Origin of the sequence: Plectonema cf. radiosum LEGE 06105, from assembly GCF_015207665.1 — a bacterium.
GTDB classification, from domain to species: Bacteria; Cyanobacteriota; Cyanobacteriia; order Cyanobacteriales; family Nostocaceae; genus Rivularia; species Rivularia radiosa_A.
The window spans coordinates 1-25,889 of sequence record NZ_JADEWL010000103.1; the positions used below are offsets into that span (position 1 = coordinate 1).

Consider the following 25,889-nt stretch of genomic DNA (forward strand, 5'->3'; position numbering starts at 1 on the left):
AGGAGTTAGGAGTTAGGAGTTAGGAGTTGGGAGTTAGGAGTTAGGAGTTAGGAGTTAGGAGTTAGGAGTTAGGAGTTAGGAGTTAGGAGTTAGGAGTTAGGAGTTAGTTGACAGTTGACAGTTTTTATTTATTTCTCCCCATCACCCCATCCCTTATTCTCTCATTTTCCGTAATAAACTCTAGCGTCATTTAATCCCAAAGAACGTATATAGTAATTCCACTGTTCGGCTTGTAAACGTCCTGCAAAAGGTCCGACTGCGACATGAGGTCCTCTAGGGGAGTTTCTGACGGTTATTCCCACAGAATTTCCTCCTGCACTTTGTCTAATTTGGTTTTCAATTTCAAATAGTTTGTCAGACTTTTCAGGAATAGCTACATAATAATATTTACTTCGCTGCCTGGTACTATTATCTCTGGGAGAAGAACCATTATTAGAATTAGCAATTTCTCTTCCGGTACTCTGGCTGTAGATACGGGAGCCGATACCGTAAGCTTGTAACTGTCTAATTCTTTCTTGAGCATTGTTTAAACGGCTGAAGACTCCTGCTTGAATCACAGAACGTCCTTGAAAGTTCCCTGTAAAAGCAGTAGGTTCAACAAGGCGTACTTGTTGGAGTATTCTAGGGTCACTGTTATCTACAATCACCAAGTAGCTTTCGGAATTTTGACTGTATTGAGAATTCCAATCGTATTCAGCTTGTGCTGTAGAAGATGCTGGTATTTGTGCTACTACTTGTATTGGTGGTATGGAAACAAGTGTTAAACACCCAGCTAATAAAGAATAGGTTATTAAAGCAGGTCGCATAAAATTTTGGTGTATTGGATTAAACATAGTAGCACTGGTTCAATTTTGGTTTGAGAATTTAAAAATTTATGAGAATTTATGAGAATTTAAATTATTCCCATGAGTTAGCAGGTTAGTCAGGACTATAATATGTGAGATTTTATATGATGAAGAATTAATATATATATTTGTAAAAGTCTAAATCATATAATTGAGAAAACGAATTAACTACATAGTGTTAACTTAGAATTAACAGCCTAAGCTATTATACGGATATGGAAAAAGTCGTAGTTGGTCTTTCCGGTGGCGTTGACAGTTCTGCCGTTGCTGCCATTTTGCACCATCAGGGCTATGAAGTTATTGGTCTCACCCTTTGGCTAATGAAAGGTAAAGGTCAATGTTGCTCTGAGGGTATGGTTGATGCGGCTTATATCTGTGAACAGCTAGGGGTTCCTCATCACGTTGTTGACATCCGCGATGTCTTTCAAACTAATATTGTTGATTATTTGGTAAGTGGTTATAGTGCTGGTGTTACCCCTCTACCTTGTTCCCAGTGCAATAAAACTGTAAAATTTGGTCCGATGCTTGAATATGCACGGAAAAATTTGGGAAGCAACAAAATAGCTACAGGACATTACGCTCGGATTAATTACAACGAAACCAGCGGACGTTACGAACTTCTACGGGCATTTGATCGCAACAAAGACCAAACATATTTTTTGTATGATTTATCGCAAGAATTACTTGCGGGTTCAATGTTTCCACTCGGAGAAGTAGAAAAATCAGAAACCCGTCGTATTGCCGCCCAATACAACTTACAAACTGCCAATAAGCCAGAAAGTCAAGATTTATGCTTAGTGGAAAGTAATGGTTCCATGCGTGCTTTTTTAGACAAATATTTGGCTCCCAAAAAAGGCGAAATTGTAGACGGTGATGGTAAAGTTTTGGGAGAACATGACGGTGTGCATCATTACACTATTGGACAGCGTAAAGGGTTGGGAATAGCAGCTGCACAACCTTTGTATGTAATTGGTTTAGATGCGGGAGCTAACCGGGTAATTGTCGGTGACAGAACCACAGCAACCAATCCGGAATGTAACGTAGCACGAGTCAATTGGGTATCAATAGCCGAACCCGTGAGTCCGATTCGTGCAGGCGTACAAGTCCGGTATCGTTCAGAAGCCGTACCTGTCACGGTAATTCCCCTGGAAAACTCCCGTGTCAAGATAGTCTTTGACGAACCGCAATTCAGCATTACCCCTGGACAAGCAGCCGTATGGTACGACGGTGAAAAAGTCCTCGGTGGTGGAATAATTGAACGGTTTGAATAAATTGGTAATGGGTAATAGGTAATAGGTAATGGGGGGAAATTCAATTACCAATTGCCACCTTTTACCTTTTACAACCTTAATAAAAAAGGACCCGATTTCTAAAAGAAACCGAGTACATTTGAGAGTATTTTCTAGGGAGATTGATAACGTTGTAAAAAGTGATTTTGAGTTAGTTTGAATTATAAATTGCTTTTTTTTGCTTTAAAACTCCTTGCATTATTTTGTTAATTTGAGTTTGCTGTTATTGGGAAATAAATCTTATTTAAACTTTGATTATCTTTAGTATGAATTATGAATATGACATCAATATGACAAAGTAGATTATATCCTTTACGCTTACATCGGAATGATAAAAAGTATGTGCAAAAAAAACTCTGCGTTCCTCTGCGCCTACCTCCGCGTCACTTTGCGTTTAAAAATGTATAATTCCGATACAAACGGATTTGATATTAAAGGTTAAATGTTAAAAAAACTATTAACTAAACAATAAAAAACTTCTACTAAGAGGATGTTTTGAATGTCTAACTAATTTAATACTTATAAAAAACCTCTGCTAAGTAACGATTAGCAAAGGCTGATTCTGCAAGGAGAATATTTATTGATTAATTTATGAGAGCCGAAAAACTTTGATATACTTCTTGAATCACTTGCTAAAAGTTAGTCATAGTTAATATTTACCTTTAACCTCTAACCTTTTACCTAATTAATATCGATCGCGCTCTAAATCATAAATGGCTTTTTCTACTGTCCAGTTGATTGATTTTTCGGGATGGCTTTGTTTTATCCCAGCGATTAATCGATTTGCTGTTCTAGAATCGCCACCTACAAGTCTGAGTAATTGCTTTCTCAATTGCGGATTCGCTTGTTCTATTGAGATATTCTGTTTTTGCGAAGCAGTTTGAGGTGATAAAGCTTTATTTTGCCGATTTAAGCTCCAAATTACCCCAGCAGTACCAGCACCGACTGCTGCTAATCCTAATATTGTGGTATTATCAGCGATTTGATTACCAACATTGTCAGCAGAAACATCGGCGGTAAATACAACAGGTTGATATTTACGATTGTTTTGTACAGGTAATGTTCTTTCTTGATGAACATTTGAAATTGATTCTGTTTGCCCCAATGCGGGTGCAGTTCTTAGTGATAAAGTAAGTAAACTGCTAAGGATGCCGGTACTAACAATAGCGATAGCATCTAAGCGTGACATATGATAATTAATACTCCTTAAATATGGTGTATGACGATTTTAAACTACAGAAGTCGGGTTTTTATAAGGATTGATTGTCTGGTGTGACAGATATTGATGCTCAAAACCCGACTTCTCAAAAATCTAAAATGTGCTAACAATTAGTTTTGAGAAACAGGGAATTGTCCTGGTTGAACACGGATATTTAAATCTCTACCACCGCGATTAATTGCTACTTGAACGTTCCCACCAACTGTAGTTTTTTCTACTGCTAATTGAACATCATCTGCGGTTTTTACGGTTTTACCATCGATTTGTTGAATGACATCTCCAGGTTGTAAACCTGCTCTGGCTGCGGGAGAATTAGCCGCAACATCTACAATTACAATACCGTTATTTGCAGATAAACTTAAACCAAGTTCGCGACTTAAATCATCTTTCAAATCTGAAGTTAATGTTGCCATGCGAACTCCTAAATAAGGATGGGCAACTTTTTCACCAGCAATTAACTGACTGGCTATTTGCTGGGCTTGATTAATGGGAATTGCAAATCCCAATCCTTGAGCGCTACCGATGATAGCGGTATTAATACCAACAACTTGACCCTGTTGATTCAACAAAGGACCACCAGAATTACCAGGGTTAATTGCAGCATCAGTTTGAATGAATCGAACTCGCTTGTCAGCAGCACCAATTACTCCACTAGAACGACCCGTACCGCTGATGATACCAGCGGTTACAGTGTTATCTAATCCTAGAGGATTACCAATTGCGATCGCCCATTCACCAGGTCTGAGATTTTCCGAATTACCAACCTCTACTCTCGGTAAATTATTCTCAGAAACTTTAACTACAGCAACATCGGTTAAGTCGTCTAAACCCATTACTTCACCCATCAAATTGCGTCCATCAGCTAGAGTCACTCTAACTCTAGAAGCACCTTTGACTACATGGGCGTTAGTAAGAATAGTACCGTTAGAATCAATGATAAATCCAGAACCGACTCCCCGTGCTTGACGACTTGACAAACGTCCTCTTACAGATTCACGTGTAGAATCGATGCGGACAACCGCTGGTCCAGTTTTTTCTACTGCTGCTGCAATAAAATTACTAGGAACAGCTTGACTGGTAATTCCCGGTAGTTGAGCAATTCTTTGCTCTTGTTGTATAGCTTTAGTTGGTAATAATTGGGTAACGGGTAAGCTAAAAGCAGCCCCAGCGAAGAATACGGATAAATAAGCTAGCGACTTTGGTAATGATACCTTGTTACTCATAGTAGTTAGTTGTTAGAAGTTGTGAGAAAAATAATTAAGAATTTTTATTGTTAATCTTAGTTTGACAACTAAATATGACATGAATATGTCAGATTATTATTTTCAAAATACAATAAAAAATTAGAATAAAAAATCAACCCAGAGTCTAAGTAAACTAGTCACTAGGAAGATATTCCTAGTAACTAGAATTCAGTGTGTGTGTGGTTTTGGAGAAAAAGTTAGATATCCGTTTATGCTTATTGCTGTTGGCTGCTAACTCTGTTCCTTTACCTGATAGATTTATTGTGACAGCCAAATATGACATGAATATGTCAATTCGATTTTGGATTTTAGATTTTGGATTTTGGATTATGAGTTAGGACTACCGGAGTTATTAATTACCCATTACTCACCATTCCCTATTCCCTATTCCCTATTCCCTATTCCCTATATTAAACCTTCTTCAAGGGTAGACAAATTTGAAAAATGGTACCTTCTCCAACCGTACTTTGTACCGTAATCTCACCGTTGTGAGCTTGGACTATTTGTTGGGCGATCGCTAATCCCAAACCAAAACCACCAGAAGAGCGTGTGCGCGAGCTGTCTACTCGATAAAATCGCTCGAAAATATGTGTTAAATCTTCAGGGGGAATGCCAACACCGCTATCAATTACCTGAATAGATATTTTTCGAGATTTAATAAATAATTTCAGTTTTACCGTACCGCCTGCTAAAGTATACTTTAAAGCATTATCTAATAAATTTTTCAAAGCTTGCTGTAATAAATCATAATCAGCGAGTATTTTTACTGATTGAGATGGTAATTCTGGAATAATATTTAAATTTAGTTCTTTTTCTTGAGCAATCAATTGATATTCATCTACTAAGTGCTTGAGCAAATCAACAATTTCAATACTTTCTAAATCTTTTGGATTTAAGCTTCCTTCATGTCTAGCTAAAAATAATAGATTACCGATCAGAGCGCTCATTGACTTACTAATATCAACAACATTTTCCAAACGTTTACGAGGTAGTTCGGTATTATCTTCTGGTGCAAGTAAACCAACTTGAGCATTACTTAAAATCGCTGCTACCGGCGCACGTAATTCGTGTGAAGCATCAGCAGTAAAACGCTGTAATTGTTCGTAAGAACGTTTTGTCGGTTGCATGGCTACTCCGCCTAAAAACCAACCGACTATACCAACTAAACCCAGAGTAATGGGGACTCCCAGTGATAAATAAAATCGCGATCTCGCTAAGTTTTCTTCTATCGGTTGTAAGGGTTTTGCAACAACAATATAACCAATTTGTTTGTTAGCATTTTTAATTGGTGAAGTTATTTGTCGTAGCCAAATTTGTTGAGAATTATGAGATGAAACCTGATTAAAATTAATTGTTTGAAAACCTTGTTGAACTAACTTCTGTGGAGGACAAATATCATCGTTGATTCTTAAAGGTCTTTTCAAATTATCATACCAGCAAGCATAATTGAGTTTTTCGGGAAGCATATCCAAAGAAGATTCCAGCGGAATACCTCCATACTCCACTCGATATTGTCCTTGTTGTGCAGGATATTGAAACTCAAAAACGTAACTTTGAGCTTCATCCTTAAGCTGTTGGTCAAAAACACGTAGACGTTCTCTAACCAAAAAATAATATATTACAAAAGCGAAAGTAACTAAAATTCCACCCATTGACAGGGTGAATAAATAAGCTAAACGGCGACGACTACGAGTTAGCATCAGTTATCAGTTATCAGTTATCAGTTATCAGTTATCAGTTAACAGTTATCAGTTATCAGTTATCAGTTATCAGTTATCAGTTAACAGTTATCAGTTATCAGTTATCAGTTAACAGTTATCAGTTATCAGCTAAGAGTTGAAAATTTTCCATTTTCGATTATTTTCTTGTCCCTTCCCAATCACTCCACCTCACTTCGGTGCATTCAACCGATAACCCATACCATAGATTGTTTCCAAACAATCCTTTGCACCTACTGATTCTAAACGCTGTCTGACTCTTCTTACCAATGTTGTTACAGCATTACTTTCTGGTTGAGTTCCCCATTCCCAAAGGGTATCTTCTATTTGTTCCCGTGACAAAACTTGATTGGGATGACGCATTAAATATTCCATTAATTGAAATTCGCGAGTTGATAGTTTCGCTGTTGTTTCCTCTCGCATCAATATCAAAGTATTTAGATGCAATTCTAAATCCCCCACCTTGAGAATATCACCTTGCCAAAGTGGCGATCGCCTTCCTAATGCTCGCACTCTTGCTAATAATTCGATTACGTCTACTGGTTTAACTAAGTAATCATCGGCACCAGCATCTAATCCGGTTACTTTATCACTGGTGGTGTCTTTTGCAGTCAGCATCAATACGGGAGCGGTTTTTCCAGCTTGTCTATACTGGTGACATAATGCGACACCACTAACTTTAGGTAACATCCAGTCTAAAATTAACAAGTCATATTCTTTTTGAGTAATTAGCCACTGTGCCGTATCTCCATCTTCCACCGCATCAACAATATGTCCTGCTGCTGATAAAGCAGCGTGTAATGGCTCCAACTGTCTCGCATCGTCTTCTACAAGGAGAATTACCATAAGTTGCACTTTTACTGTTACTTGTCGTCATCAGGGAGTATGTTATTTGGTGATTGTCATCAGGGAGCGAGACGCTCCCACTACGAAAAATATTTAACGCATCATAATTAATGTGGTGAAGTAGTAGTGCATTCCGGTTAATTACAATCCAAAATCCAAAATCTAAAATCCAAAATCCCATGACTTCCAGAAATTTTTCTCCTCAATGGTTAGAATTCCTTAAATCTTTAGGAATAGAATTTTGGCTACCTTTACCACTTTTAGGAATAAGCTTTTGGGTTGTTGGCGGATGGTTAACTCAGCACAGTTTAACAAGTCCATCAAAAAACATGATTGAATTACAAACCACCCAGCCAGATTACGACAAAAAAATAGCATTTATCAAAGTAGAAATTTATCCAAAAAAAGGCATTTCCTCCGTAAAAATCATGAGACTAAGTAAAGTATACAAACAATCTGAAATTATCTTAGCAACAACACACATACCACACCTAGAAGCCACAATCAGTGCTGAACTTGGATTATCTCCAGAACAAGTCAGAAAGAAAATGCGTTATCGAAAAGAGAACTAATAGCACTCTGCACCAATCGCGGGGTACTCACAACAGCCCATACCGTCTAATATTTCCCGAAATGCGCGTAGATATAACCATTTCTTGGTAAGTTATAAATATCAAAAACAAGTTGCAGTTAAGGTAAGTAAGGAGATACATTGAGTAATCATCTCGATGCCATTGCCGCACACGGCGGAAAATTGGTAAATCGCATCGCTTCACCTGAACAAAAACAAGAATTTCTTTCCAAAGCTGACACCTTAGTGCGAGTCGAACTTGACGAGCGGGCTGTTTCCGATTTAGAAATGATTGCGATTGGGGGTTTTAGTCCGTTGACTGGTTTTATGAATCAGTCGGACTATAAGAGTGTAGTTTCTCAAATGCGATTAGCGAATGGAATTGCTTGGTCGATTCCAATTACACTTTCAGTAACCGAGTCAATCGCAGATTCTCTAAAAGTTGGTGATTTAATCCGTTTAGATAACTCCAAAGGTGAATTTATTGGGGTATTAGAATTAGCGGAAAAATATGATTATGATAAAAAACTAGAAGCAATTAATGTTTATCGTACCGACGAAGATAAGCATCCCGGCGTACAGGTAGTTTACAACCAAGGTTCCGTAAATATTGCCGGTGATATATGGTTGTTAGAACGCAGTTCCCATCCACAATTTCCTAAATATCAAATTGATCCAGCTGCATCTCGACAAATGTTTAGGGAGAAAGGTTGGAAAACTATTGTGGGCTTTCAAACTCGCAACCCCATCCACCGCGCTCACGAATATATTCAGAAATGCGCTTTAGAAACTGTAGATGGTTTATTTTTGCATCCTTTGGTGGGAGCAACCAAGTCAGATGATATCCCCGCTGATGTGCGGATGCGCTGTTACGAAATTTTATTGGAAAATTATTATCCAGATGATAGGGTAATATTAGCGATTAATCCGGCTGCAATGCGTTATGCAGGTCCTCGCGAAGCAATTTTCCATGCTTTGGTTCGTAAGAACTACGGCTGTACTCACTTTATTGTAGGACGAGATCATGCTGGGGTGGGTGACTACTACGGTACTTACGACGCACAGCATATCTTTGATGAGTTTGAACCGGGAGAATTAGGAATTATCCCGATGAAGTTTGAACACGCTTTCTACTGCACCCGCACCAAGCAAATGGCGACTTCAAAAACTAGCCCTAGCAAACCGGAAGAACGAATTCACCTTTCCGGAACTAAAGTACGAGAAATGTTACGTCGGGGAGAATCACCACCCCAAGAATTTTCTCGCCCAGAGGTTGCAGCGGAGTTAGTACGTGCAATGCGAGTCCTCATTGAGGCTTAGTGCAATTTGCAATAAATACATTGTTTACAACTCCTTCTTTAGAGTTAATGGATATTTGCTTCAAAAACCGTATAAGCTATAGCTTTACATAATCCAATTCAGCCCTTTAATCTGATAGCTGAGGAGTTGAGGGTTGAGGGGTAGACTTATGAAGCGGCGAATCTTTTTACAACGAATTGGCTCGATTTTGGCGGTATTGGGAATTAGCGAAATGCAGTGGTGGACAAAGGTTGGTCGCCTACAACAGGCATTAGCCGACTCGACACCACGCAAATTAGCATTATTGGTGGGCATCAATCAATATCCCCAAATTCCCACACTTAAAGGTTGTTTGACGGATGTGGAACTGCAAAGGGAACTTTTAATTTATCGCTTTGGCTTCCAACCGTCAGATATTCTTTCTTTAACAAACAAGCAAGCAACTAGAGAAGGCATTGAGAATGCATTTGTGGAGCATCTTGTCAAGCAAACCAAACCTGGTGATGTGGTTGTCTTTCACTTCAGCGGTTACGGTAGTCGGATTAAAATTAAAAGTTTGCTCGGCGGCATCGAAAATGCTTTGATTCCCGTCGATGGGAATCCAGTTATTAAAGAAGACGAAAAAATTGCTAATTATATATTAGAAGACACTTTATTGCTGATGATGCAGTCATTAGCTAGCGAGAGTGTTACAGCAATTTTGGACACCAGTTATTACAACTACAACCAATCAACGATTTCGCAGCCAATTGGGTGTAAAATCCGTTCTTGGAACACATCTTTAGAAGCACAGTTTTTAGCTGAAGAAATCGAGTTTCAGAAGCAACTCACGAAGAAAATTGCTGCTGATAAACTGAGTATTTTGCTTGCATCTAATTTTAACTCGAAAGATTTAGCCAAAGAAATCGTATTTCCTGACTTTAGTGCTGGGTTATTTACCTACGCTTTAACTCAGCATCTTTGGGAAACCACTTCCGCAAACACAATTCAAACAAGTTTATCTCGTGTTGGAAGTTCTATGCTGTCTTTGGGTAGCTTCCAAGAACCAGTTTTACTGGGGAATAAAAATCAAAGCAAAATTTTAATTACAGATAATTTACTTTCAGATAGTGTTTTGGGAGGAGAAGGTGCTGTCACGGCTGTAGAAGGTGACGGTAAAACTGTTCAATTGTGGTTGGGAGGAATACCACCGCAATTGCTGGAATATTATGGAGTCAATTCGCGATTTACTTTTTATGATCCAGCATCCCCTTCAACTACAGCTTTAGTGTTGCGTAATCGCAACGGATTGAAAGCAAAAGCCACACTAAAACAGGTAAACGATAACCAAATAACTCCCCAAGTCGGACAACTTGTGCGGGAGACAGTGCGAGTTTTACCCAAGGATATTAATTTAAAAATTGCCCTTGATGACGTTAGTTTAGAAAGAATCGAGCGAGTTGACGCTACAAGTGCTTTTGCTTCGATAGAGAGCGTTTTAACGGTAATTGCGGGGGAACAACCAGCCGACTATTTATTTGCAAAACTGCCAAAAACAGAAGTTCCCCAAGTAGAAGCAAATAGTTTAATGGGAATGTCTTCAAGTCGCTATGGTTTATTCACTTTGGGAGGTGAATTAATTCCTGACACTCTTGGGGAAGAAGGAGAAGCATTAAAAGTCGCAGTTTATCGCTTAGCACCCAAACTCAAAATTCTTTTAGCTGCTAAATTGTGGAAGCTAACTCAAAACGAAGGTTCTTCAGGTTTGAGCGTTAAAGCAACTTTAGAAATAGTTGATAACAAAAAGACATCCAGTATGATAATGCAACGTCAAACAAGACGAGCATTAGGTATGGAATTGAGCAAGAAAACAAATGATGTGTCTTCCCCAGGAATTCCTACAGTCTCGCCTGGTAGTAAAATCCGCTACCGAGTAGAAAATACTGGAGATAGACCATTATATGTCATATTAGTGGGATTAAATAATAGTAAAAATCCAATTGCTCTTTACCCTTGGTATAAAGATAAGGAATCGGCAGAAACGAATAGTAAACCCGAACTTCAACAAGTGATTATTTCTCCAGGAGAAAGCTTAATAGTACCAAACAGTAATATTGGTTTTGAATGGGTGATTTCCGGGCCTAGTTTTTGGTACGAAACCCAAATGATTATTAGTACCTCACCATTTATCCGAACCTTAAAAGCGCTCCAAGAAGGTAAGCATTCTACAGGAGACAGTCAACGTATTTCACCTTTATTAAATCCTTTAGAAGTAGCTTCTTCTGTTTTACAAGATTTGAATCAAGCGAGTGCAAAGCAAACCGAAACACAAAATTTTCCTGCTGATTCTTGGGTGTGGGATGTTAATCATTGGACAAGTTTTAACTTTGTATTTCGAGTAGTTTAATTGTCTGACAGTAAATGTAGAGACGTTGCAGTGCAACGTCTTTTTAGATTTCTACAAATATTTTTGCAATAATAATCCTAATTTTTCCTTGGTTTTTGCTGGTGCTTTATCCAAAGGTGTCAAAATTGCATATTTTAAAGCTGAATGTGCATCGCTTTCTGGTGGATTTTTACTCAAACGTCGCACGGTTTCTTGAATTACTTGTTGGGCGTTGACGGCATTTTTCTGTAAATTAGCAACTACCATCTCTACCGTTACACTATCATGGTCGGGATGCCAGCAATCGTAATCTGTCGCTAAAGCCAAAGTTGCATAAGCAATTTCCGCTTCTCGTGCTAACTTTGCTTCGGTTAAATTCGTCATCCCAATCACAGTTGCATCCCAACTACGATACAGGTGTGATTCCGCTTTTGTGGAAAAAGCTGGACCTTCCATACACACATAAGTCCCACCACGATGTAAAGTAACATCGGGAAGATTCAGCGAATCAATGGCATTCGCGAGAACTTCGGCTAAATTATGGCACACCGGGTCTCCGAATGTGATATGTGCAACAATTCCTTCACCGAAAAAAGTAGAAATCCGATTTTTGGTACGGTCGATGAATTGATTTGGTACCACCATATCCAGCGGTTTCACTTCTTCCTTCAACGAACCCACCGCAGAAGCTGAGATAATATATTTTACACCCAACTGCTTCATGGCGTAGATATTAGCGCGAAACGGTAATTCTGAAGGTAATAACGTATGATTACGGTTATGTCTGGGTAAAAACACAACTTTAGTATCTTCTAACTTTCCAACTATCAAAGCATCAGAAGGTTTACCAAAAGGTGTATCTAACTCGATTTCTTCAATATCTTTGAGGGCATCCATTTTGTATAAACCGCTGCCACCAATTACCCCAATTTGTGTATGTACCATGATGATTTCTGATAAATTGCGATCGCGTCGTGGTTATTGTACTAGGAAATGGGTAATGGGTAATTGGGAATTGGGAATTGGTAATTAAATCCGTGAAATCAGTGTAATCATGAATCAATCCGTGGTCAGAAATGATGATTATTGCTCTAAATTTTCCAATATCACATCTTCGTAAAGTAAATCAATCGCAAATTTAAAATCAACGCTAATTAAATCAATTTCATCCCCTTGATTATAGGTATGAAGTTCCCACAAACCTTTATCATTGAGTCGGAAACATTCCACCATTATTTGTTCGGCATTAATCAAAACATATTCTTTTAAAGTTGAAATTTCACGGTAATTTTGAAATTTTTTACCCCTATCTATTCCTTCTGTACTAGGAGAAAGAACTTCAACAATTAAACAAGGATGATAAATTACCTTACGAGCATTTCTATCTCTTTCGTCACAACTTACCATGACATCGGGATAGTGAAAGGGACCATTTTCTGATACACCTAATTTTACATCGAAGATAAACGGACGACACGAACCCCCTCGAAGATGACTTTTAAGTTGATAGAAACAATTAGCACCAATAGTTCCATGATTAACGGTTCCCCCCGTCATCGCGAAAACTTCACCATGAATGTATTCGTATTTGAGCGGTTGTTGTTCTTCCCAGTCGAAATATTCCTGGGGTGTCATATATTGAATATTGGGAATTGCGAGCATGATTATTTTCCTAACTTAGTTATATTGTAATATTAACAAATGAAAGAATTTTTTATCATCAAATGTAGCTTTACTAAGCTAAAAATTTTACCATTTACCAACTAACACATAAATGTTTTCAATTTTAAATCTATCGATAAAATTAAATTAGAGTTTTGCATCAACTCAATATTAATAAATCTGAAGCTGTTAAATCATACATACATATGGATAAAAATAATTCTCATCCCCAACCTACTCCCCCATTTGATAATAGGAATCAGGATACACCGGAAATGGGTGGAGGTTTATCTGTAATCGGATATTGGGCTGAACATACTTTATCACCGGAAGGAGCTAAACTGTGGCAAACTTTATTGCATAAAAGCGCTTGTTTGTCTTGTGCTTGGGGAACTGGTGGACAAAAAGGTGGTTTTACCAATGAAGAGGGGGAAAAATTACAGCGCTGTATGAAGAGTGTTGAGTCAATTTCAGCGGAAATTAAACCCGCAATTCCCCAACATTTTTTTGAACAATATAATATTAATCAACTTCAACAACTCACTTCACGAGAAGCTGATAGATTGGGAAGATGGAGTTTCCCTGTAATTTTACGTTCGGGAAAGTCGCATTACGAACGCATTACTTGGGATGAAATTTATCAGATTGCCCAGACAGCTTTTGCTAAAATGCCGGAACGAGTAGCTTCTTACAGTTCGGGACGTTCTTCTAATGAAGCAGCATTTTTATTACAGTTGATGATGAGAACTCTCGGCTCTAATAATTTAGCTGACTGTTCCGATTTGTGTCACGCACCTTCAACTTTTGGGTTGAAACAAAGTATTGGGACTGGTACTTCTGTTGTTAGTTTGGAAAGTTTAAAACATTCCGATTGCATTGTTTTAGCTGGTTCTAATGCTGCTTATAACCATCCCCGATTGATGAATGAGTTGATTAAATTAAGGGAACGCGGTGGTAAGGTAATTATTATTAATCCGATGATGGAAGTCGGTTTAGTTAAATTCGCTTCTCCTGCTTTTCCCGTTAAGTCACTGTTTACAGGTTCCGATATCGCTTCAATTTATTTACAACCAATTCCTGGTAGCGATGTGGCATTATTTACAGGAATTCAAAAAGCTTTGTTGGAAAGTAATAAGATTCAGCACGACTTTTTACAAGCATATACAGAAAATTGGCAAGCTGTAATTACTCATATTGAGAATACATCTTGGGAAACAATTACTACAACTTGCGGTGTATCTCAAACAGAAATTGAAACTGCTGCAAAGTTAATTACAAACTCCCAAAAAGTCGTATTTGCTTGGGCTATGGGTATCACCCAACATCAAAATGGTGTTGACAACGTTTATAGTATCGTTAATACCGCTTTAATAACTGGGAATATCGGTCGAGAAGGAACTGGAGTCATGCCAGTACGGGGACATTCCAACGTCCAAGGTTTTGGTTCAATGGGGGTAACGGTACAGTTAAAACAAGAAATTCAACAAGCATTAGAAAAATTATTAGGGCGATCGCTCTCTAAAGTCAAAGGATATGATACCCATGCTTTAATTGAAGCTGCTGATGCTGGTAAGGTGGACACGCTGATTTGTGTTGGGGGTAATTTATATGCAGCTAATCCTGATTCTGAGAAAGTTAAAAGAGCTTTAAATAAAATTGAAACCATTATTTATCTGGCAACAAAACCAAACCTGGGACATTTCCACGGATTAGCAAATCAAAACACGATTATTATTCCCGTATTTAACCGCTTTGAAAATCCCCATAAAACTACTGTAGAGTCGGGTAACAACTTTGTCCGTCTCAATGACGAAGGAGAAACTCATCTCAAAACAGCCGACTTGATTGCAGAAGTAGATTTTTTAACTGAATTAGCTGCTCGCATACATGGTGAATATCCTGTCAATTGGCGTAAATTACAAGATACCAAATACGTCAGACAATTGATAGCTCAAACCATTCCCGGATACGAAAAAATAGCGACAATTGACGAAACCCAAGAAGAATTTACCATCGGAGGAAGAATTTTTGACACTCCTCAATTTCCTACATCTTCTGGTAAAGCAAAAATGTTTGTTACACCATTACCACAGTTAAAACTTCCTGAAATCAAAGATTTTGACGTTGCTGAGGATACCCAAGGAATAATAGTTGCATTAATGACCGGACGCAGTTACGCTCAACATAATACAGTTGTGTACCAAATAGAAGATAAATATCGGGGAATACCCCATCGTAACTGTATTTTGATGAATAAAGATGACGTTGAAAAAGCAGGTTTTAAACAACATCAGCGGGTTACAGTACAGGGGAATGTTGGTAAATTAGAAAACGTCGAAATTATTTATGGAGCAGTACGTGAGGGCGCGGGAGTGATGTTTTATCCGGAAGTGAACGTAATTTTTCGAGCCGAAATTGAAGAGCGTTGTGGAACTCCGGGTTTTAAGAGAGTTCCGGTGTTGGTTTATGGGGAGTGATATCAACTTATTCGTGGGGTTAGAAGTCGGGTTTTTAAGATAAATCTGGGTTGTAACAGACAATCATCATAAAAAGCCGACTTATGAAGCTATTCGTCGAATTAATGTTTTAAGCGGAAAAGACAAGCGGAGATGCTAATTGTACTTAATCTTACTAATAGCCTCTATAGTTGCCACGACCTCACCAGTCAAACTGGTATCATAACCGCCCAGTGCTTGCAATTGTGAAATTACCTGTCGATGGCTCAAAGTACCGAGTAATTGTTGAACAGGTGCTTCTTCCAAATATTCCTTGAGAATTAACAAGTCGTAGCGTGAGTGATGTAAGGGAATAAATCCCAATCCAAAGGCAGTAGCAATTGATGCTGAACTTATTCCTGCATCTGCTTTCCCAGTCGCTACAGCCAAAGCTACCTCTTGATGACCATTGAGTATATGATCAAATCCCTGTACTGCTGCAAAGGTGACTTTTTCCTCTTGAAGTTTCCTTTCTAATAACTCCCGACTACCAGAACCATCTTCACGATTAACTATAGTCACCCCTGATTGTGCTAAGTCAGCAACGGTTTTTAATTGCTTCGGATTTCCCTGCTGTACTAAAATTCCTTCTTCCCAAACACCAAGATTAATCAGAACTGCTGCTTTATCTTTTAATACACGATGCACAAAAGGCGTATTATGCTCCCCCGTTTTTGAACAATACAGGTGCATCCCAGCGATGTGAACTTCACCCCGACACAAGCGTTGTAGAGCCGTCATAGTGTTCGCAAAAGTTAGGTGTACCCGTAATTCTGGATGCCAACGTTCCGCAGCTCTTGCCCATAAAGATAGTGCCGGGGAACAACCAGCCATAACCACAGTGTGATACAACTTTTTGGGGTCATCTAAAAGTTTAACAAGAACAGTATCCATTAAAGGAAGGTGATTAAGCGCACCATCAGCAGGAATCATCTCAGTACGAAAGGCATCTTTACCAATTAGGGGATGCGCTACCCATTGTCCCCCTACCCGTGCCAAAATTACTCGTAAGTTATCCCCCACTGGTAAATTTTCAGCAGGTACAGCGGCAATTTCTGGTAAATCTTCCTCTAACCAAAACAAGTCTTCTACTTGGCAACCGAGAGCTTTTGCTAAACGTAGGGAAATTGTTGTAGATGGAGCATACTGTCCTGATTCTACACCGCTAATAGTTTGACGGGTAACACCAGCCAAGTTAGCTAAATCCTGTTGGTTCATGCCCAAGCGGGTTCTGATTTGTTTTAAGTTATTACGAAGAACTTCTTGTTTCACCGTTGGTTATTGTTTTTTTGGCATTATAGCGAAATAAGCTGCTACGCATTTAATTTGTATTTGAGTAGCGGGCTGTCCGGTCCGCACTACAAGAGTTTGATATTATCGTCTTATACAATCTAGCTGCACATTAGTTTACAAGTTACTAGTACAACGGGCGCGTAAATAAATTTACTACTGTAAATACTTAACCCGCCAGGGAATGTAATTCCCCGGCGGATTGGGATAAAAACCCGTCAAAAATCAAGGAAACGGACTACTAGTCAAGTAAATTGGTAAAGCAAAATAACAAATTTTTCAGTATGTCAATGATTTTGTGGACAGTATAATAATTGTCACACTCTTCCTGAATAGGACGGGTTTGATTATAGTAGAAGGCTATCTGATAAATTTGATAGCTTCCCTCAACATTTTAAACACTGATTAGATATGCAATTTTGATTAGTCCCTCAGCAAAATAGCCATCTAACTAGTTGATAAAAATAATTCTATTGTTGCTAGTCAGAATTCAACTCAACACGTATATAAACCATTTTTATTTTGAATCTATTTTTTGTTTGTTGTACAGAAACTAGATACTGACACATGATATCTAGAATCTCAGTAATTTTTCTGATATTAACTAAATAGAATATTCCCGAATCCGAGTAGATACTTTTCAGGCTTGAGTCATGGAATCATAAATAATTATTGAATAAACTTTTGAGCAAACTTTTGGGAACACTAGTTATAGAGAAAACGATTAAATCATAGGTATAAATATGGATATTCGTCAATATATTGAAGCGAGCTACTCAAAACACGTAAAATTTTTTGAAGAGTCCGAAGTTTTTCAATGCTTAATTTTTGGTGATGCAGATAAGGCTTTTTACGATAATTTTATTGCTAATGTTTGCCAAACTCACCTTAAAAGTCCGCAAATTTTAGCTTTCTTATATTCGGCTGCACCACCTACCGTTGCTGCTCATATTAAGCATAATATGTTGGAGGAATTAGGGCTTGATGAACAAGGAATTTCTCATCCATCTTTGCTGCACAAATTAGCTGATTCAGCAGGATTTACACAAGAAATAATACAGCAATTAGAAAATGGCTTTCAAGAAGAATTGAAAGAGTTAATGTCGCAACCTTTCCTGTTTGGAACTTTGAAGGAATTTGGTTTAAGCGTCCTTCTGGAAGTTACCTGTTTTGAATGGATGCTTTCTCGTTTATCAAGTCGTATTGGTAAAGCTTTAGAACAATATCATCATTTATCAAGAGCAAGTTTGGAATGGTTTTATCATCATTCAGAAGTCGATATTCGTCATGCTGAAGAAGGCTTAGATTCAGTGGTAAATTATATCGAATATTATGGTTTTGAAGAAGAGGATTTATTTGTAATTATTGATATAACCTTTAGAGAAAATATTTTTATAAAACGCTACTTTGGAGAATTTGCTTTAGCGATGGAAACCCAAATGATATAAATCAATGTCTTCAAAAATTATCTATTTGAGACGTACAATTTTACGTCTCGACATCTTAAATCAAATTAAATCAAATATGAAAATAATTAAAGCAACATTATTTGCGTTGAAAATTCCTTTTATAGAAACGTTCTCCCATAGTGTTAAATCTAGAACTTACTCAGATTCAATTGTTGTCAAGATTCAAGGTGAAGATGGAACAATCGGTTATGGAGAAGCTGTTGCTAGAGCTTACGTTACAGGAGAAACTGTTTCATCTTGCTTAAAATTCATGGCTGAGGAAATATTTCCTGCTATCTCTCAAATTGATTATCCTCTTTTTAATAACTCCTCAGAACCTCTTACCTATCTTTCTGATATCTCTAAAAGCATTCCTTCTACAAAAACAGATGGTATTATTGCAGCAAATGCAGCAAAAACTGGCTTTGAACTTGCGATTATTGATTGTTTATTGAAAAGTCAAAATATTTCTTTAGCAAAAATTATTCCACCTAAACGCAATTCAGTTATATATAGCGGTGTCATCACTTCTTCTTCTATAGAAAAAGCGCTAAAAAATGCCAAATATTTCAAATTGTTTGGACTGCAACATATCAAAATTAAAACAACTGGAGAAGAGGATTATGCTCGCATCCAAGCTATCCGTAAAGTCGTTGGTGCTGAAGTTTCTTTACGAATTGATGGTAATGGTATTTATAATGTTGAATCTGCTATTAATGCTTTCCAAAAATTAGCAGAGTTACAAATAGATAGCGTTGAACAACCAATACCTCGTTGCAAACCGGAAACTTTAGCAGAGTTAAAAGCAAAGTCACCTATTCCCATTATGGTTGATGAATCTTTGATTACTGTAGAGGATGCTAAAACTTTAATTGCAAACAATGCTTGTGACTTCTTTAACTTGCGGATTTCCAAATGTGGGGGTATTGCTCAAACTTTAGAAATAGCTAAATTAGCACTCAGCAAAGGAATAAAACTACAGTTGGGATGTCAAGTTGGAGAAACAGCGATTCTTTCTGCTGCTGGGAGACATCTTGCTGCTTATTTAGATGATTTGCTGTTTATTGAAGGTTCTTACGGAAAACTTTTATTAACCGAAGATATTAGTACCGAAAGTATTCATTTTGGTAACGGTGGTAAAGCTGGTTTGTTGTGTAAACCAGGATTAGGAATTGAAGTTAAAAATAGCATATTGGAAAAGTATGCTCATAAAATTATTAATTTGTAACCAAACACAAAACTTCCGTTAAACCTCTGCATTCCTTTGCGTGAACCTTTGCGCTACTTTGCGTTCAAAAAATCCATCAAATAAAATAAAAAAATGTCTTTAATATTAAAATTAGCCGTTAAACTACAAGGTAAATACTTAGCAAAACAGCTAGATATTACAGCGACAAAACCAAAAGAAACTCAGCAAGAATTCTTATTGAAGTTGATCAATAAAAATCAGAATACAGTTTTCGGTAGAGAGCATAATTTTTCTCAGATTCAAACTGAAAAAGATTATCGTAAAGCTGTTCCAATTCGAGATTATGAGCAATTACGTCCTTATTGCGATCGCGTTATTAAAGGTGAACAATCGGTTTTAACTACCGAACAACCTTTTATGTTCAATGTGACTAGCGGTACGACGGGTGAACCCAAGTATATTCCTGTAACTAAGCAGTCGGAAAAATTAACGTCTGAGTTAATGAGACAATGGCTTTATCGCATTCTTTTAACTCATCCTCAATTTCTAGATTTTGCCTCAGTTGGTATTGTTAGTTCTGCTATTGAAGGTTACACTGCTTCAGGAATTCCTTATGGTAGTATTTCCGGCAGAATTTATGAGAATATTCCCGCTATTATTCGCAGTTCCTATGCTATCCCTCATCAAGTTTTGCAACTGAAAAATTATGAGGAAAAATATATTGCGATCGCCTTATTTCTTTTATCCCGACAAGTATCTTTTATTTGCACTCCTAACCCCAGTACTCTCCTCCGCATTGCTGGATTTATCAATACTCATAAAGAAGAACTGATTCGTTCAATTTATGATGGAAAAATAGATATTAAATCATCTCATCAATCTGAAGTTATCTCCAAACTACAAAAATTATTTAAACCCCAACCAAAACGAGCTAAAGAGTTAGAAATAATTGTAGAAAAAACAAATAATCTATTACCCAAAGACTATTGGAAACATCTTAATTTAATCAGTTGTTGGATTGGTGGAAGTGTTGGAATTCAAGCACAAAGATTATCTGATGTTTTTGGAGATTTACCGATTCGTGATTTAGGATATCTCGCTAGTGAAGCACAAATGACTTTACCTTATCTAGACAATACCTCATCTGGCATTTTAGCTATCAATACGAATTACTACGAATTTATCCCGGAAGAATATTTAGAAACATCAAATTTTCCCGTATTATCGGCTTACGAATTGGAGCTAGGTAAACGTTACAGTATTTTATTAACCACAACAGGTGGATTATACCGTTACCATATTAACGATATTGTTGAAGTTACAGGTTTTTACCATCAAACACCACTACTTGCATTTATTCGTAAAGGTAAAGACATGACCAATATTACCGGAGAAAAAATGCACGTTAATCATATTATTCTAGCAGTAGAAAAAATAAAAATAAACTTCAACTTTCCGATTAACTATTATCGAGTAACACCGAATTTTGAAAAATCACTTTATGAATTTTATTTAGAATTAACAGATAATATTTCTGAGATTTGGTTACAAGAAAAATTAATCTCAGAGCTTGATCAAGCTTTAGCAGAAGTAAATATAGAATACGACCAAAAAAGACAATCACAAAGACTGCAATTACCAATATTACACTTAATGCGTCAAGGTTGGTATGAAGCTGAATGTCGTCGGGAAGTAGATAAAGGTAAGCGTGAAGTACAGTATAAATGGAAGATTTTATGTAATCAAGCAACTAGGGAAGATAAAGATGCAATTGTCAAAACTATTCAGGTAAAAAATAACTTATTTTAAAATTTATTACGTATTTGCTTTAATATTAAATATGTCCTAGCATTAAAGATACGATTAAGCTGTTCTAATGACTCAACTTCTATCAAAAAACTGTTAAATAGCTGCTTGCGTAAACCGTTCTTATCATCTCTGAGAGCAGTTTTATAAAACTCTACATCACAATCTTTTTCTGCTTCTGCAAATAGTTTATCATCTATATCCTTCTCTTCAGGGTAATATTTATATTCTGATTGAGATGATTGCTTTACTAACTCTTCAACTTGATTAAAAATTATCAATGATTGATTATTTGAATGTTTCTTACCAATTTGTTTTAATTGCTTTTCCAGAAATTTGATTTTCTCTTCTAAATTTCTAATATCTGTATCATTTTGAGGAGGACTATAAATTTTTGCTCCACGATACTGAATAAAAGTAGACTTTTTAATCAATTTTTCTCGACATTTCTCAGCAATACTTTTGTTTGAAGAGTAAAAACATTTATTTAATGCAATAATTAAACTTTGGTTAACCTGTTTATTATGCTTATTTTCATCAATCACGACTTGAAGAACTTGCCAATTTTGTATTGTTGAATCATAAGCTACATCCTGTATTAAATCCTGCCAAATAACCTTAAGTAGTATAAATAAAAAATCTTCCGTCATAGAAACACCTTATATTTGTCATCAATTTAAATGATGCCTTCATTTATACTATATGTATTGATTATTAGCAGGTAGTATTACGTACAATATCAATCAGAAGTCGGGTTTTTAAGTTAAATCTCTCTGAGAAAAGACAATCATCATAAAAACCCGACTTCTCAACCCACCCTCTTCACCTTTAACCTCTAACCTTTAACCTTTAACCTAACTAATTGCTTTTCCCTGGTGTCTGTTTGGTTGTTACTGCTGGTTTCTCGGCTTCTTGCCCTGCAACCTGGGGTTGTTTTGCAGAATATTGAGCTACTAACTGAGATATCTGGGGGTTGTAAATCCGCAGATAATTCCAGTAGTTTCCTAATACTTGACGAACGTAATCTTTCGTTTCGGGAAAGGGAATAGCTTCGACAAACTCATCCGGATCATCTTTTGGTAAAGTTGTCAACCACTTAGAAACATTTCCTGGACCAGCATTGTAACTGGCGATCGCCAATAATGAGTTATCTTGGTATTGCTTGTGAGTACTGTCTAAATACCATGTACCGTACATAATATTGTCGTTGGGGTCTGTTATATCGGTGGTAGCATAATCTACGTTGATTTGCGGTGCAATCCATTTTGCTGTACTCGGTAGTACCTGCATCAAACCAGTAGCATCAGCCACAGATTTAATTTTTTCTTGAAATCTCGACTCCTGACGTATCAGTGCAACTACCAAGAAAGGATTAAGTTGACGTTCTTTAGACCACTTGTTAATTAAATCAAAATAAGGAAATGGATAACGAGCCTGCCAATACATATTTGTTCGGCTCAATTCCTGATATTGTGCTTTTTCTTCAGGTTTTTCCCTATCTTCTAATTTGCTGACGGTAGAAATTCCCCCGACGTAATTTCCCCTTGCCAATTGCATCAAACCTTCAGTAAACTGTTCGGCGACAGTTGGCTGTTGCTTATTCTGGAATTCAGTCTCCCATTGCAGCCAAGCGTCTCGCTCTTGTCCTAATAAATACAACTCTTTAAAAGTATCGGTACCTGCGGGTGGTAAAGGAGGTATCCGCTCTACCATTTCCGGACTCATGTCACGCAGGGTATTAAAATTACCAACGTCCAACCCTAAAGTTGCAGCGGAACGCCATGCGTAATAAGAGTAAGGAAAATTACTAAGTACATACTCATAAGTTTGTTTTGCTTCAGCTTCTTGACCAAGTTTTGTTGCCCATTTACCAGCCCAAAAACCGGCTCTAGGAGCCAAAATACTAGTAGGATTTTGCAGCGGAATCGGTTGAGCCCATTCCCATGCAGCTTTATAATCTTTAGCTTTAGCTTTCTCTTGGGCGACTTTCCAGCGGTATTCTGCGGCTTCTTCGCTTTTGGCAAACTGAGTAATTAGTAGTTTTAAAGCTTCCCTAGCACCTGAATCATTATTTTGGGATTGGAGGATTTTAGATTTACGAATTAATGCTTCCCCTGCTTGCTCTGGGAACTTGGCAATAATTTGGTCAAGGAAAGGTAAGCTTTCGCTACCAGTTTTTGTTAAATCTGCCAAACCTAACAAAGCTTTTCCTGTTTCCCGCTCATCGGGGAAGTTATTGAGCATTTGTTGATAAACGATTTGAGCCTTTTCTCTCTCCCCACCAATTTGTAATCCTCTACCATGACGGTAAAAATTTTCAGCGGTAGGAGTTGCTTTTGCATAAGCTGCGGCTGCTTTCCCGAATTGCTTATTTTCCCAATACGCATTCCCAATTACTTGCCAATCCTCTGGTTTAAGGGTTGGTTCTTTAACTAGCGTATCTAACACCGGAACAATTCCCGGTTGTTCAAAAGCGTGTTTCGCGAGAACTAATTGTAATTCTGGCTGATTGGGATTATTTTGCAAACGTCCGCGAATAATTTCCCAAGTCAAAGGATTAGAAGGAAATTCGGCGATCGCTTTATTTTGATATTCTTCGGCTCCAATTAAATACAAAGCCTTAGCAGCAACTGGATCTTGAGAATAATCTCTAACAACAGCTTGCCTTTGATCGGAAGCTTTGGCATTTTCACCTAAAATATCATATGCACGAGCTTGTTGTAATAAAACATAAGGCGCAAGAGCTTTATAATCTCTTTCGAGACCATCAAGTAATTTCATAGCCTCCGTTGCTTGGTTTTTCTCTAATAAATCATTAGCCAAAAGATAGCGAGCGCGATATTGTTCAACAGAGGCTGAACTTTTGGCAATTTCAGCCAACTTTATCGCACGCTCTTCAGGTGATTGATTTACCAAAGGTAAAACAACAGATTTGGCTATATTAGCCTCAGAGATAGGCTCAGACTGACTATTACCATTAAATAATTGCCCCAAATTTTTGCCAATTTGGGGGGCTGAAACCATAGCTCCAACCAGGAAGGCACAGATTCCTGCACCAGCAATAAGAGAGATTTGTTTTTTCTGTAGCTTCTTCAGCATTGATACCCGCTGAGAATTTCACAAGAATATTTTGCACTTTAACATCACTAGCGCGTAAATGAACCGATCTGAGTGAGCAATTTTGATTTTTTTTGAGAAAATTGGTAATCGGTAATCGGTAATCGCTAATTAAATCCGTGAAATCCGTGGAATCATCAATTAATCCGTGATAATTTCGGGGTTCTACCTTTTAAACCAATCATTAATTTAAGATTAAATATTCTAATCAAAGGTACCCGCTGCATGATCCATAAACCAAAGCGTCTGGCGATGACTAGGGGTAAGAACTGATTGGAAAATACTCTATCTAAGAAATCCGTAAAGGCTAAAATCGCTACATTCTCTCGTTTACGCCAATGTTCGTAGGTTTTGAGTACTTTAATGTCTCCAATATCTTTACCCGTGGAATGCGCTTCTTGAATTACCTCCGCTAAGGCTGCTGCATCGCGGATTCCTAAGTTTAATCCTTGTCCACCTACGGGATGACATTTGTGTGCTGCATCACCGATTAAAGCGAGTCGATGCAAAGTATAGCGATCGCTTTGCATTAACTGTACTTGAAAAACAAAGCGCGAGCCGAGTAATTCCAATTTACCCAAATGGTCGCCAAAACGTTGTTGCAATTGCGCCAAAAATTGCTCGTCATCCAGTTCGCACAAGGCTTTTGCTTCTGCGTGGGGTGCTGTCCACACAATCCGACAGCGGTTTCCTGGTAGCGGTAATATCGCGAATGGTCCGCTGGATTGAAATTTTTCGTAAGCCGTATTATTGTGGGGTTTTTCTGGCTTGACAAATGCTACAATACAAGATTGCCAATATTTCCAACCTCTGGTTTTAATTCCCGCAGCTTCGCGAATTCGCGAACTTCCTCCGTCAGCAGCTACTACTAAATGACTGCGAATCGTACAAATTTCTCCTGCGACTTTCACCTCTACCGTCGCTACTTTTTCCAGGTACTCTGTATTTACTACGGACGCAGGACATAAATAAGTTATATTCGGACTAGCTTTGACAAATTCCTGCAACGGATACAACAATGCTTGATGTTCCGCTACATAACCTAAATCTTGACTACCGATATCCGAAGTATTAAATTCTACCACAGCCGGATAATCGCCATCGGAAAGACATACACGGTTGTAAGTTTCGATTTGGGGTAATATCTTGTCCCAAATTCCAATTCCTTGAAAAATCAGCGCCGATAGCATATGTATGGCATAGGCTTGTCCCTTTGCTACCGAAGCAGATTGGACTTTTGCTTCAATTAAAAGTATTTTCAGTCCTGAATCATGTAATGCAGCGGCTAGAGTTAAGCCGATAATTCCGCCACCGACAATTACCAAATCGTAATCATACCCTCGTTTTTCGGCAAGGGATTGGGAAGGTGAAATAGTTGTAGGAAGCTGCGCTTGCGCCATTGTTAAGATTAATCACAGCATTTTCATATATTGTGACGTATTTTGAAGGATTTAGGCAAGGGGGGGAAAGATGGGGGGATGGGGAG

Annotated in this window: 19 protein-coding genes; 8 read left to right on the plus strand and 11 right to left on the minus strand. The window is 37.7% G+C overall.

The genetic code is table 11. From position 1 onward, the window contains the following. Positions 1-161: 161 nt before the first annotated feature. A complete protein-coding gene (locus tag IQ247_RS23150; RefSeq protein WP_193923606.1) occupies positions 162-806 on the minus strand; it encodes a hypothetical protein in 645 nt (214 codons plus the stop codon). A gap of 254 nt (positions 807-1,060) precedes the next feature. Here IQ247_RS23150 and mnmA point away from each other — a divergent pair, with 254 nt between their 5' ends. Beyond that, on the plus strand, positions 1,061-2,116 hold the full coding sequence (mnmA, locus tag IQ247_RS23155) for a tRNA 2-thiouridine(34) synthase MnmA (protein WP_193923608.1): 1,056 nt from the start codon (positions 1,061-1,063) through the stop codon (positions 2,114-2,116). Between the two features lie 703 nt (positions 2,117-2,819). Here mnmA and IQ247_RS23160 read toward each other — a convergent pair. The 4 genes from IQ247_RS23160 to rppA all read right to left on the minus strand — a co-directional run bounded on the left by IQ247_RS23160 (position 2,820) and on the right by rppA (position 7,161). Further along, positions 2,820-3,323, minus strand: a complete 504-nt coding sequence (locus tag IQ247_RS23160) for a hypothetical protein (protein WP_193923609.1) — start codon at positions 3,321-3,323, stop codon at positions 2,820-2,822. A gap of 140 nt (positions 3,324-3,463) precedes the next feature. Continuing rightward, positions 3,464-4,576, minus strand: a complete 1,113-nt coding sequence (locus IQ247_RS23165) for a trypsin-like peptidase domain-containing protein (protein WP_193923611.1) — start codon at positions 4,574-4,576, stop codon at positions 3,464-3,466. Between the two features lie 431 nt (positions 4,577-5,007). Further along, positions 5,008-6,297 carry a sensor histidine kinase gene (locus IQ247_RS23170; RefSeq protein ID WP_193923612.1) on the minus strand — a complete coding sequence of 430 codons (1,290 nt, stop codon included), beginning with the start codon at positions 6,295-6,297 and terminating at the stop codon, positions 5,008-5,010. A gap of 189 nt (positions 6,298-6,486) precedes the next feature. Next, the gene (rppA, locus tag IQ247_RS23175; RefSeq protein WP_193923613.1) at positions 6,487-7,161 is read right to left on the minus strand and encodes a two-component system response regulator RppA; all 675 of its coding nucleotides are present in this window, start codon (positions 7,159-7,161) and stop codon (positions 6,487-6,489) included. A 179-nt stretch (positions 7,162-7,340) separates the two neighbouring features. Between rppA and IQ247_RS23180 the strand changes: the two genes are divergently transcribed. From IQ247_RS23180 to IQ247_RS23190, 3 genes are all read left to right on the plus strand, one after another. Further along, the gene (locus tag IQ247_RS23180) at positions 7,341-7,733 is read left to right on the plus strand and encodes a hypothetical protein (RefSeq protein ID WP_193923614.1); all 393 of its coding nucleotides are present in this window, start codon (positions 7,341-7,343) and stop codon (positions 7,731-7,733) included. A 140-nt stretch (positions 7,734-7,873) separates the two neighbouring features. Beyond that, entirely contained in the window at positions 7,874-9,052 is a 1,179-nt protein-coding gene (gene sat / locus IQ247_RS23185) for a sulfate adenylyltransferase (RefSeq protein ID WP_193923615.1), read from the plus strand. Positions 9,053-9,200: 148 nt separating this feature from the next. Continuing rightward, a complete protein-coding gene (locus tag IQ247_RS23190) occupies positions 9,201-11,417 on the plus strand; it encodes a caspase family protein (RefSeq protein WP_193923617.1) in 2,217 nt (738 codons plus the stop codon). Between the two features lie 51 nt (positions 11,418-11,468). Here IQ247_RS23190 and IQ247_RS23195 read toward each other — a convergent pair whose 3' ends face one another. Then, on the minus strand, positions 11,469-12,341 hold the full coding sequence (locus IQ247_RS23195) for an S-methyl-5'-thioadenosine phosphorylase (RefSeq protein ID WP_193923618.1): 873 nt from the start codon (positions 12,339-12,341) through the stop codon (positions 11,469-11,471). 138 nt (positions 12,342-12,479) lie between these two features. Next, complete coding sequence (locus IQ247_RS23200) at positions 12,480-13,058, minus strand: Uma2 family endonuclease (RefSeq protein WP_193923619.1); 579 nt, start codon at positions 13,056-13,058, stop codon at positions 12,480-12,482. 206 nt (positions 13,059-13,264) lie between these two features. Between IQ247_RS23200 and IQ247_RS23205 the strand changes: the two genes are divergently transcribed. Then, a complete protein-coding gene (locus IQ247_RS23205; protein ID WP_193923620.1) occupies positions 13,265-15,535 on the plus strand; it encodes an FdhF/YdeP family oxidoreductase in 2,271 nt (756 codons plus the stop codon). Positions 15,536-15,670: 135 nt separating this feature from the next. On the opposite strand, the gene IQ247_RS33430 is transcribed toward IQ247_RS23205, so the two are convergent. Beyond that, positions 15,671-16,825 (minus strand): XRE family transcriptional regulator, encoded by a 1,155-nt coding sequence (locus IQ247_RS33430; protein ID WP_193923621.1) that lies wholly within the window; start codon positions 16,823-16,825, stop codon positions 15,671-15,673. 761 nt (positions 16,826-17,586) lie between these two features. Here IQ247_RS33430 and IQ247_RS23215 point away from each other — a divergent pair. From IQ247_RS23215 to IQ247_RS23225, 3 genes are all read left to right on the plus strand, one after another. Continuing rightward, a complete protein-coding gene (locus IQ247_RS23215) occupies positions 17,587-18,291 on the plus strand; it encodes an iron-containing redox enzyme family protein (protein WP_193923622.1) in 705 nt (234 codons plus the stop codon). 4 nt (positions 18,292-18,295) lie between these two features. After that, positions 18,296-19,519, plus strand: a complete 1,224-nt coding sequence (locus tag IQ247_RS23220; protein ID WP_228059979.1) for a mandelate racemase/muconate lactonizing enzyme family protein — start codon at positions 18,296-18,298, stop codon at positions 19,517-19,519. A gap of 93 nt (positions 19,520-19,612) precedes the next feature. Next, on the plus strand, positions 19,613-21,289 hold the full coding sequence (locus tag IQ247_RS23225) for a GH3 auxin-responsive promoter family protein (protein WP_193923623.1): 1,677 nt from the start codon (positions 19,613-19,615) through the stop codon (positions 21,287-21,289). Here IQ247_RS23225 and IQ247_RS23230 read toward each other — a convergent pair. From IQ247_RS23230 to IQ247_RS23240, 3 genes are all read right to left on the minus strand, one after another. After that, positions 21,286-21,936 (minus strand): hypothetical protein, encoded by a 651-nt coding sequence (locus IQ247_RS23230; protein WP_193923624.1) that lies wholly within the window; start codon positions 21,934-21,936, stop codon positions 21,286-21,288. The two genes, IQ247_RS23225 and IQ247_RS23230, sit on opposite strands and share 4 nt — an antisense overlap. 208 nt (positions 21,937-22,144) lie before the next feature. Beyond that, complete coding sequence (locus IQ247_RS23235) at positions 22,145-24,385, minus strand: lytic transglycosylase domain-containing protein (RefSeq protein WP_193923625.1); 2,241 nt, start codon at positions 24,383-24,385, stop codon at positions 22,145-22,147. Positions 24,386-24,540: 155 nt separating this feature from the next. Then, positions 24,541-25,803, minus strand: a complete 1,263-nt coding sequence (locus IQ247_RS23240) for an FAD-dependent hydroxylase (protein WP_193923627.1) — start codon at positions 25,801-25,803, stop codon at positions 24,541-24,543. Positions 25,804-25,889: the final 86 nt, after the last annotated feature.

Coding starts and splice junctions, on each gene's coding strand:
- IQ247_RS23240 (WP_193923627.1), bottom strand. CDS start 25,803: ATGGCGCAAGCGCAGCTTCCTACAACTATTTCACCTTCCCAATCCCTT.
- IQ247_RS23200 (WP_193923619.1), bottom strand. CDS start 13,058: ATGCTCGCAATTCCCAATATTCAATATATGACACCCCAGGAATATTTC.
- IQ247_RS23225 (WP_193923623.1), top strand. CDS start 19,613: ATGTCTTTAATATTAAAATTAGCCGTTAAACTACAAGGTAAATACTTA.
- IQ247_RS23230 (WP_193923624.1), bottom strand. CDS start 21,936: ATGACGGAAGATTTTTTATTTATACTACTTAAGGTTATTTGGCAGGAT.
- IQ247_RS23235 (WP_193923625.1), bottom strand. CDS start 24,385: ATGCTGAAGAAGCTACAGAAAAAACAAATCTCTCTTATTGCTGGTGCA.
- IQ247_RS23195 (WP_193923618.1), bottom strand. CDS start 12,341: ATGGTACATACACAAATTGGGGTAATTGGTGGCAGCGGTTTATACAAA.
- IQ247_RS23160 (WP_193923609.1), bottom strand. CDS start 3,323: ATGTCACGCTTAGATGCTATCGCTATTGTTAGTACCGGCATCCTTAGC.
- mnmA (WP_193923608.1), top strand. CDS start 1,061: ATGGAAAAAGTCGTAGTTGGTCTTTCCGGTGGCGTTGACAGTTCTGCC.
- rppA (WP_193923613.1), bottom strand. CDS start 7,161: ATGGTAATTCTCCTTGTAGAAGACGATGCGAGACAGTTGGAGCCATTA.
- IQ247_RS23215 (WP_193923622.1), top strand. CDS start 17,587: ATGGATATTCGTCAATATATTGAAGCGAGCTACTCAAAACACGTAAAA.
- IQ247_RS23170 (WP_193923612.1), bottom strand. CDS start 6,297: ATGCTAACTCGTAGTCGTCGCCGTTTAGCTTATTTATTCACCCTGTCA.
- IQ247_RS23220 (WP_228059979.1), top strand. CDS start 18,296: ATGTCTTCAAAAATTATCTATTTGAGACGTACAATTTTACGTCTCGAC.
- IQ247_RS23165 (WP_193923611.1), bottom strand. CDS start 4,576: ATGAGTAACAAGGTATCATTACCAAAGTCGCTAGCTTATTTATCCGTA.
- IQ247_RS23150 (WP_193923606.1), bottom strand. CDS start 806: ATGCGACCTGCTTTAATAACCTATTCTTTATTAGCTGGGTGTTTAACA.
- IQ247_RS23205 (WP_193923620.1), top strand. CDS start 13,265: ATGGATAAAAATAATTCTCATCCCCAACCTACTCCCCCATTTGATAAT.
- IQ247_RS23190 (WP_193923617.1), top strand. CDS start 9,201: ATGAAGCGGCGAATCTTTTTACAACGAATTGGCTCGATTTTGGCGGTA.
- IQ247_RS23180 (WP_193923614.1), top strand. CDS start 7,341: ATGACTTCCAGAAATTTTTCTCCTCAATGGTTAGAATTCCTTAAATCT.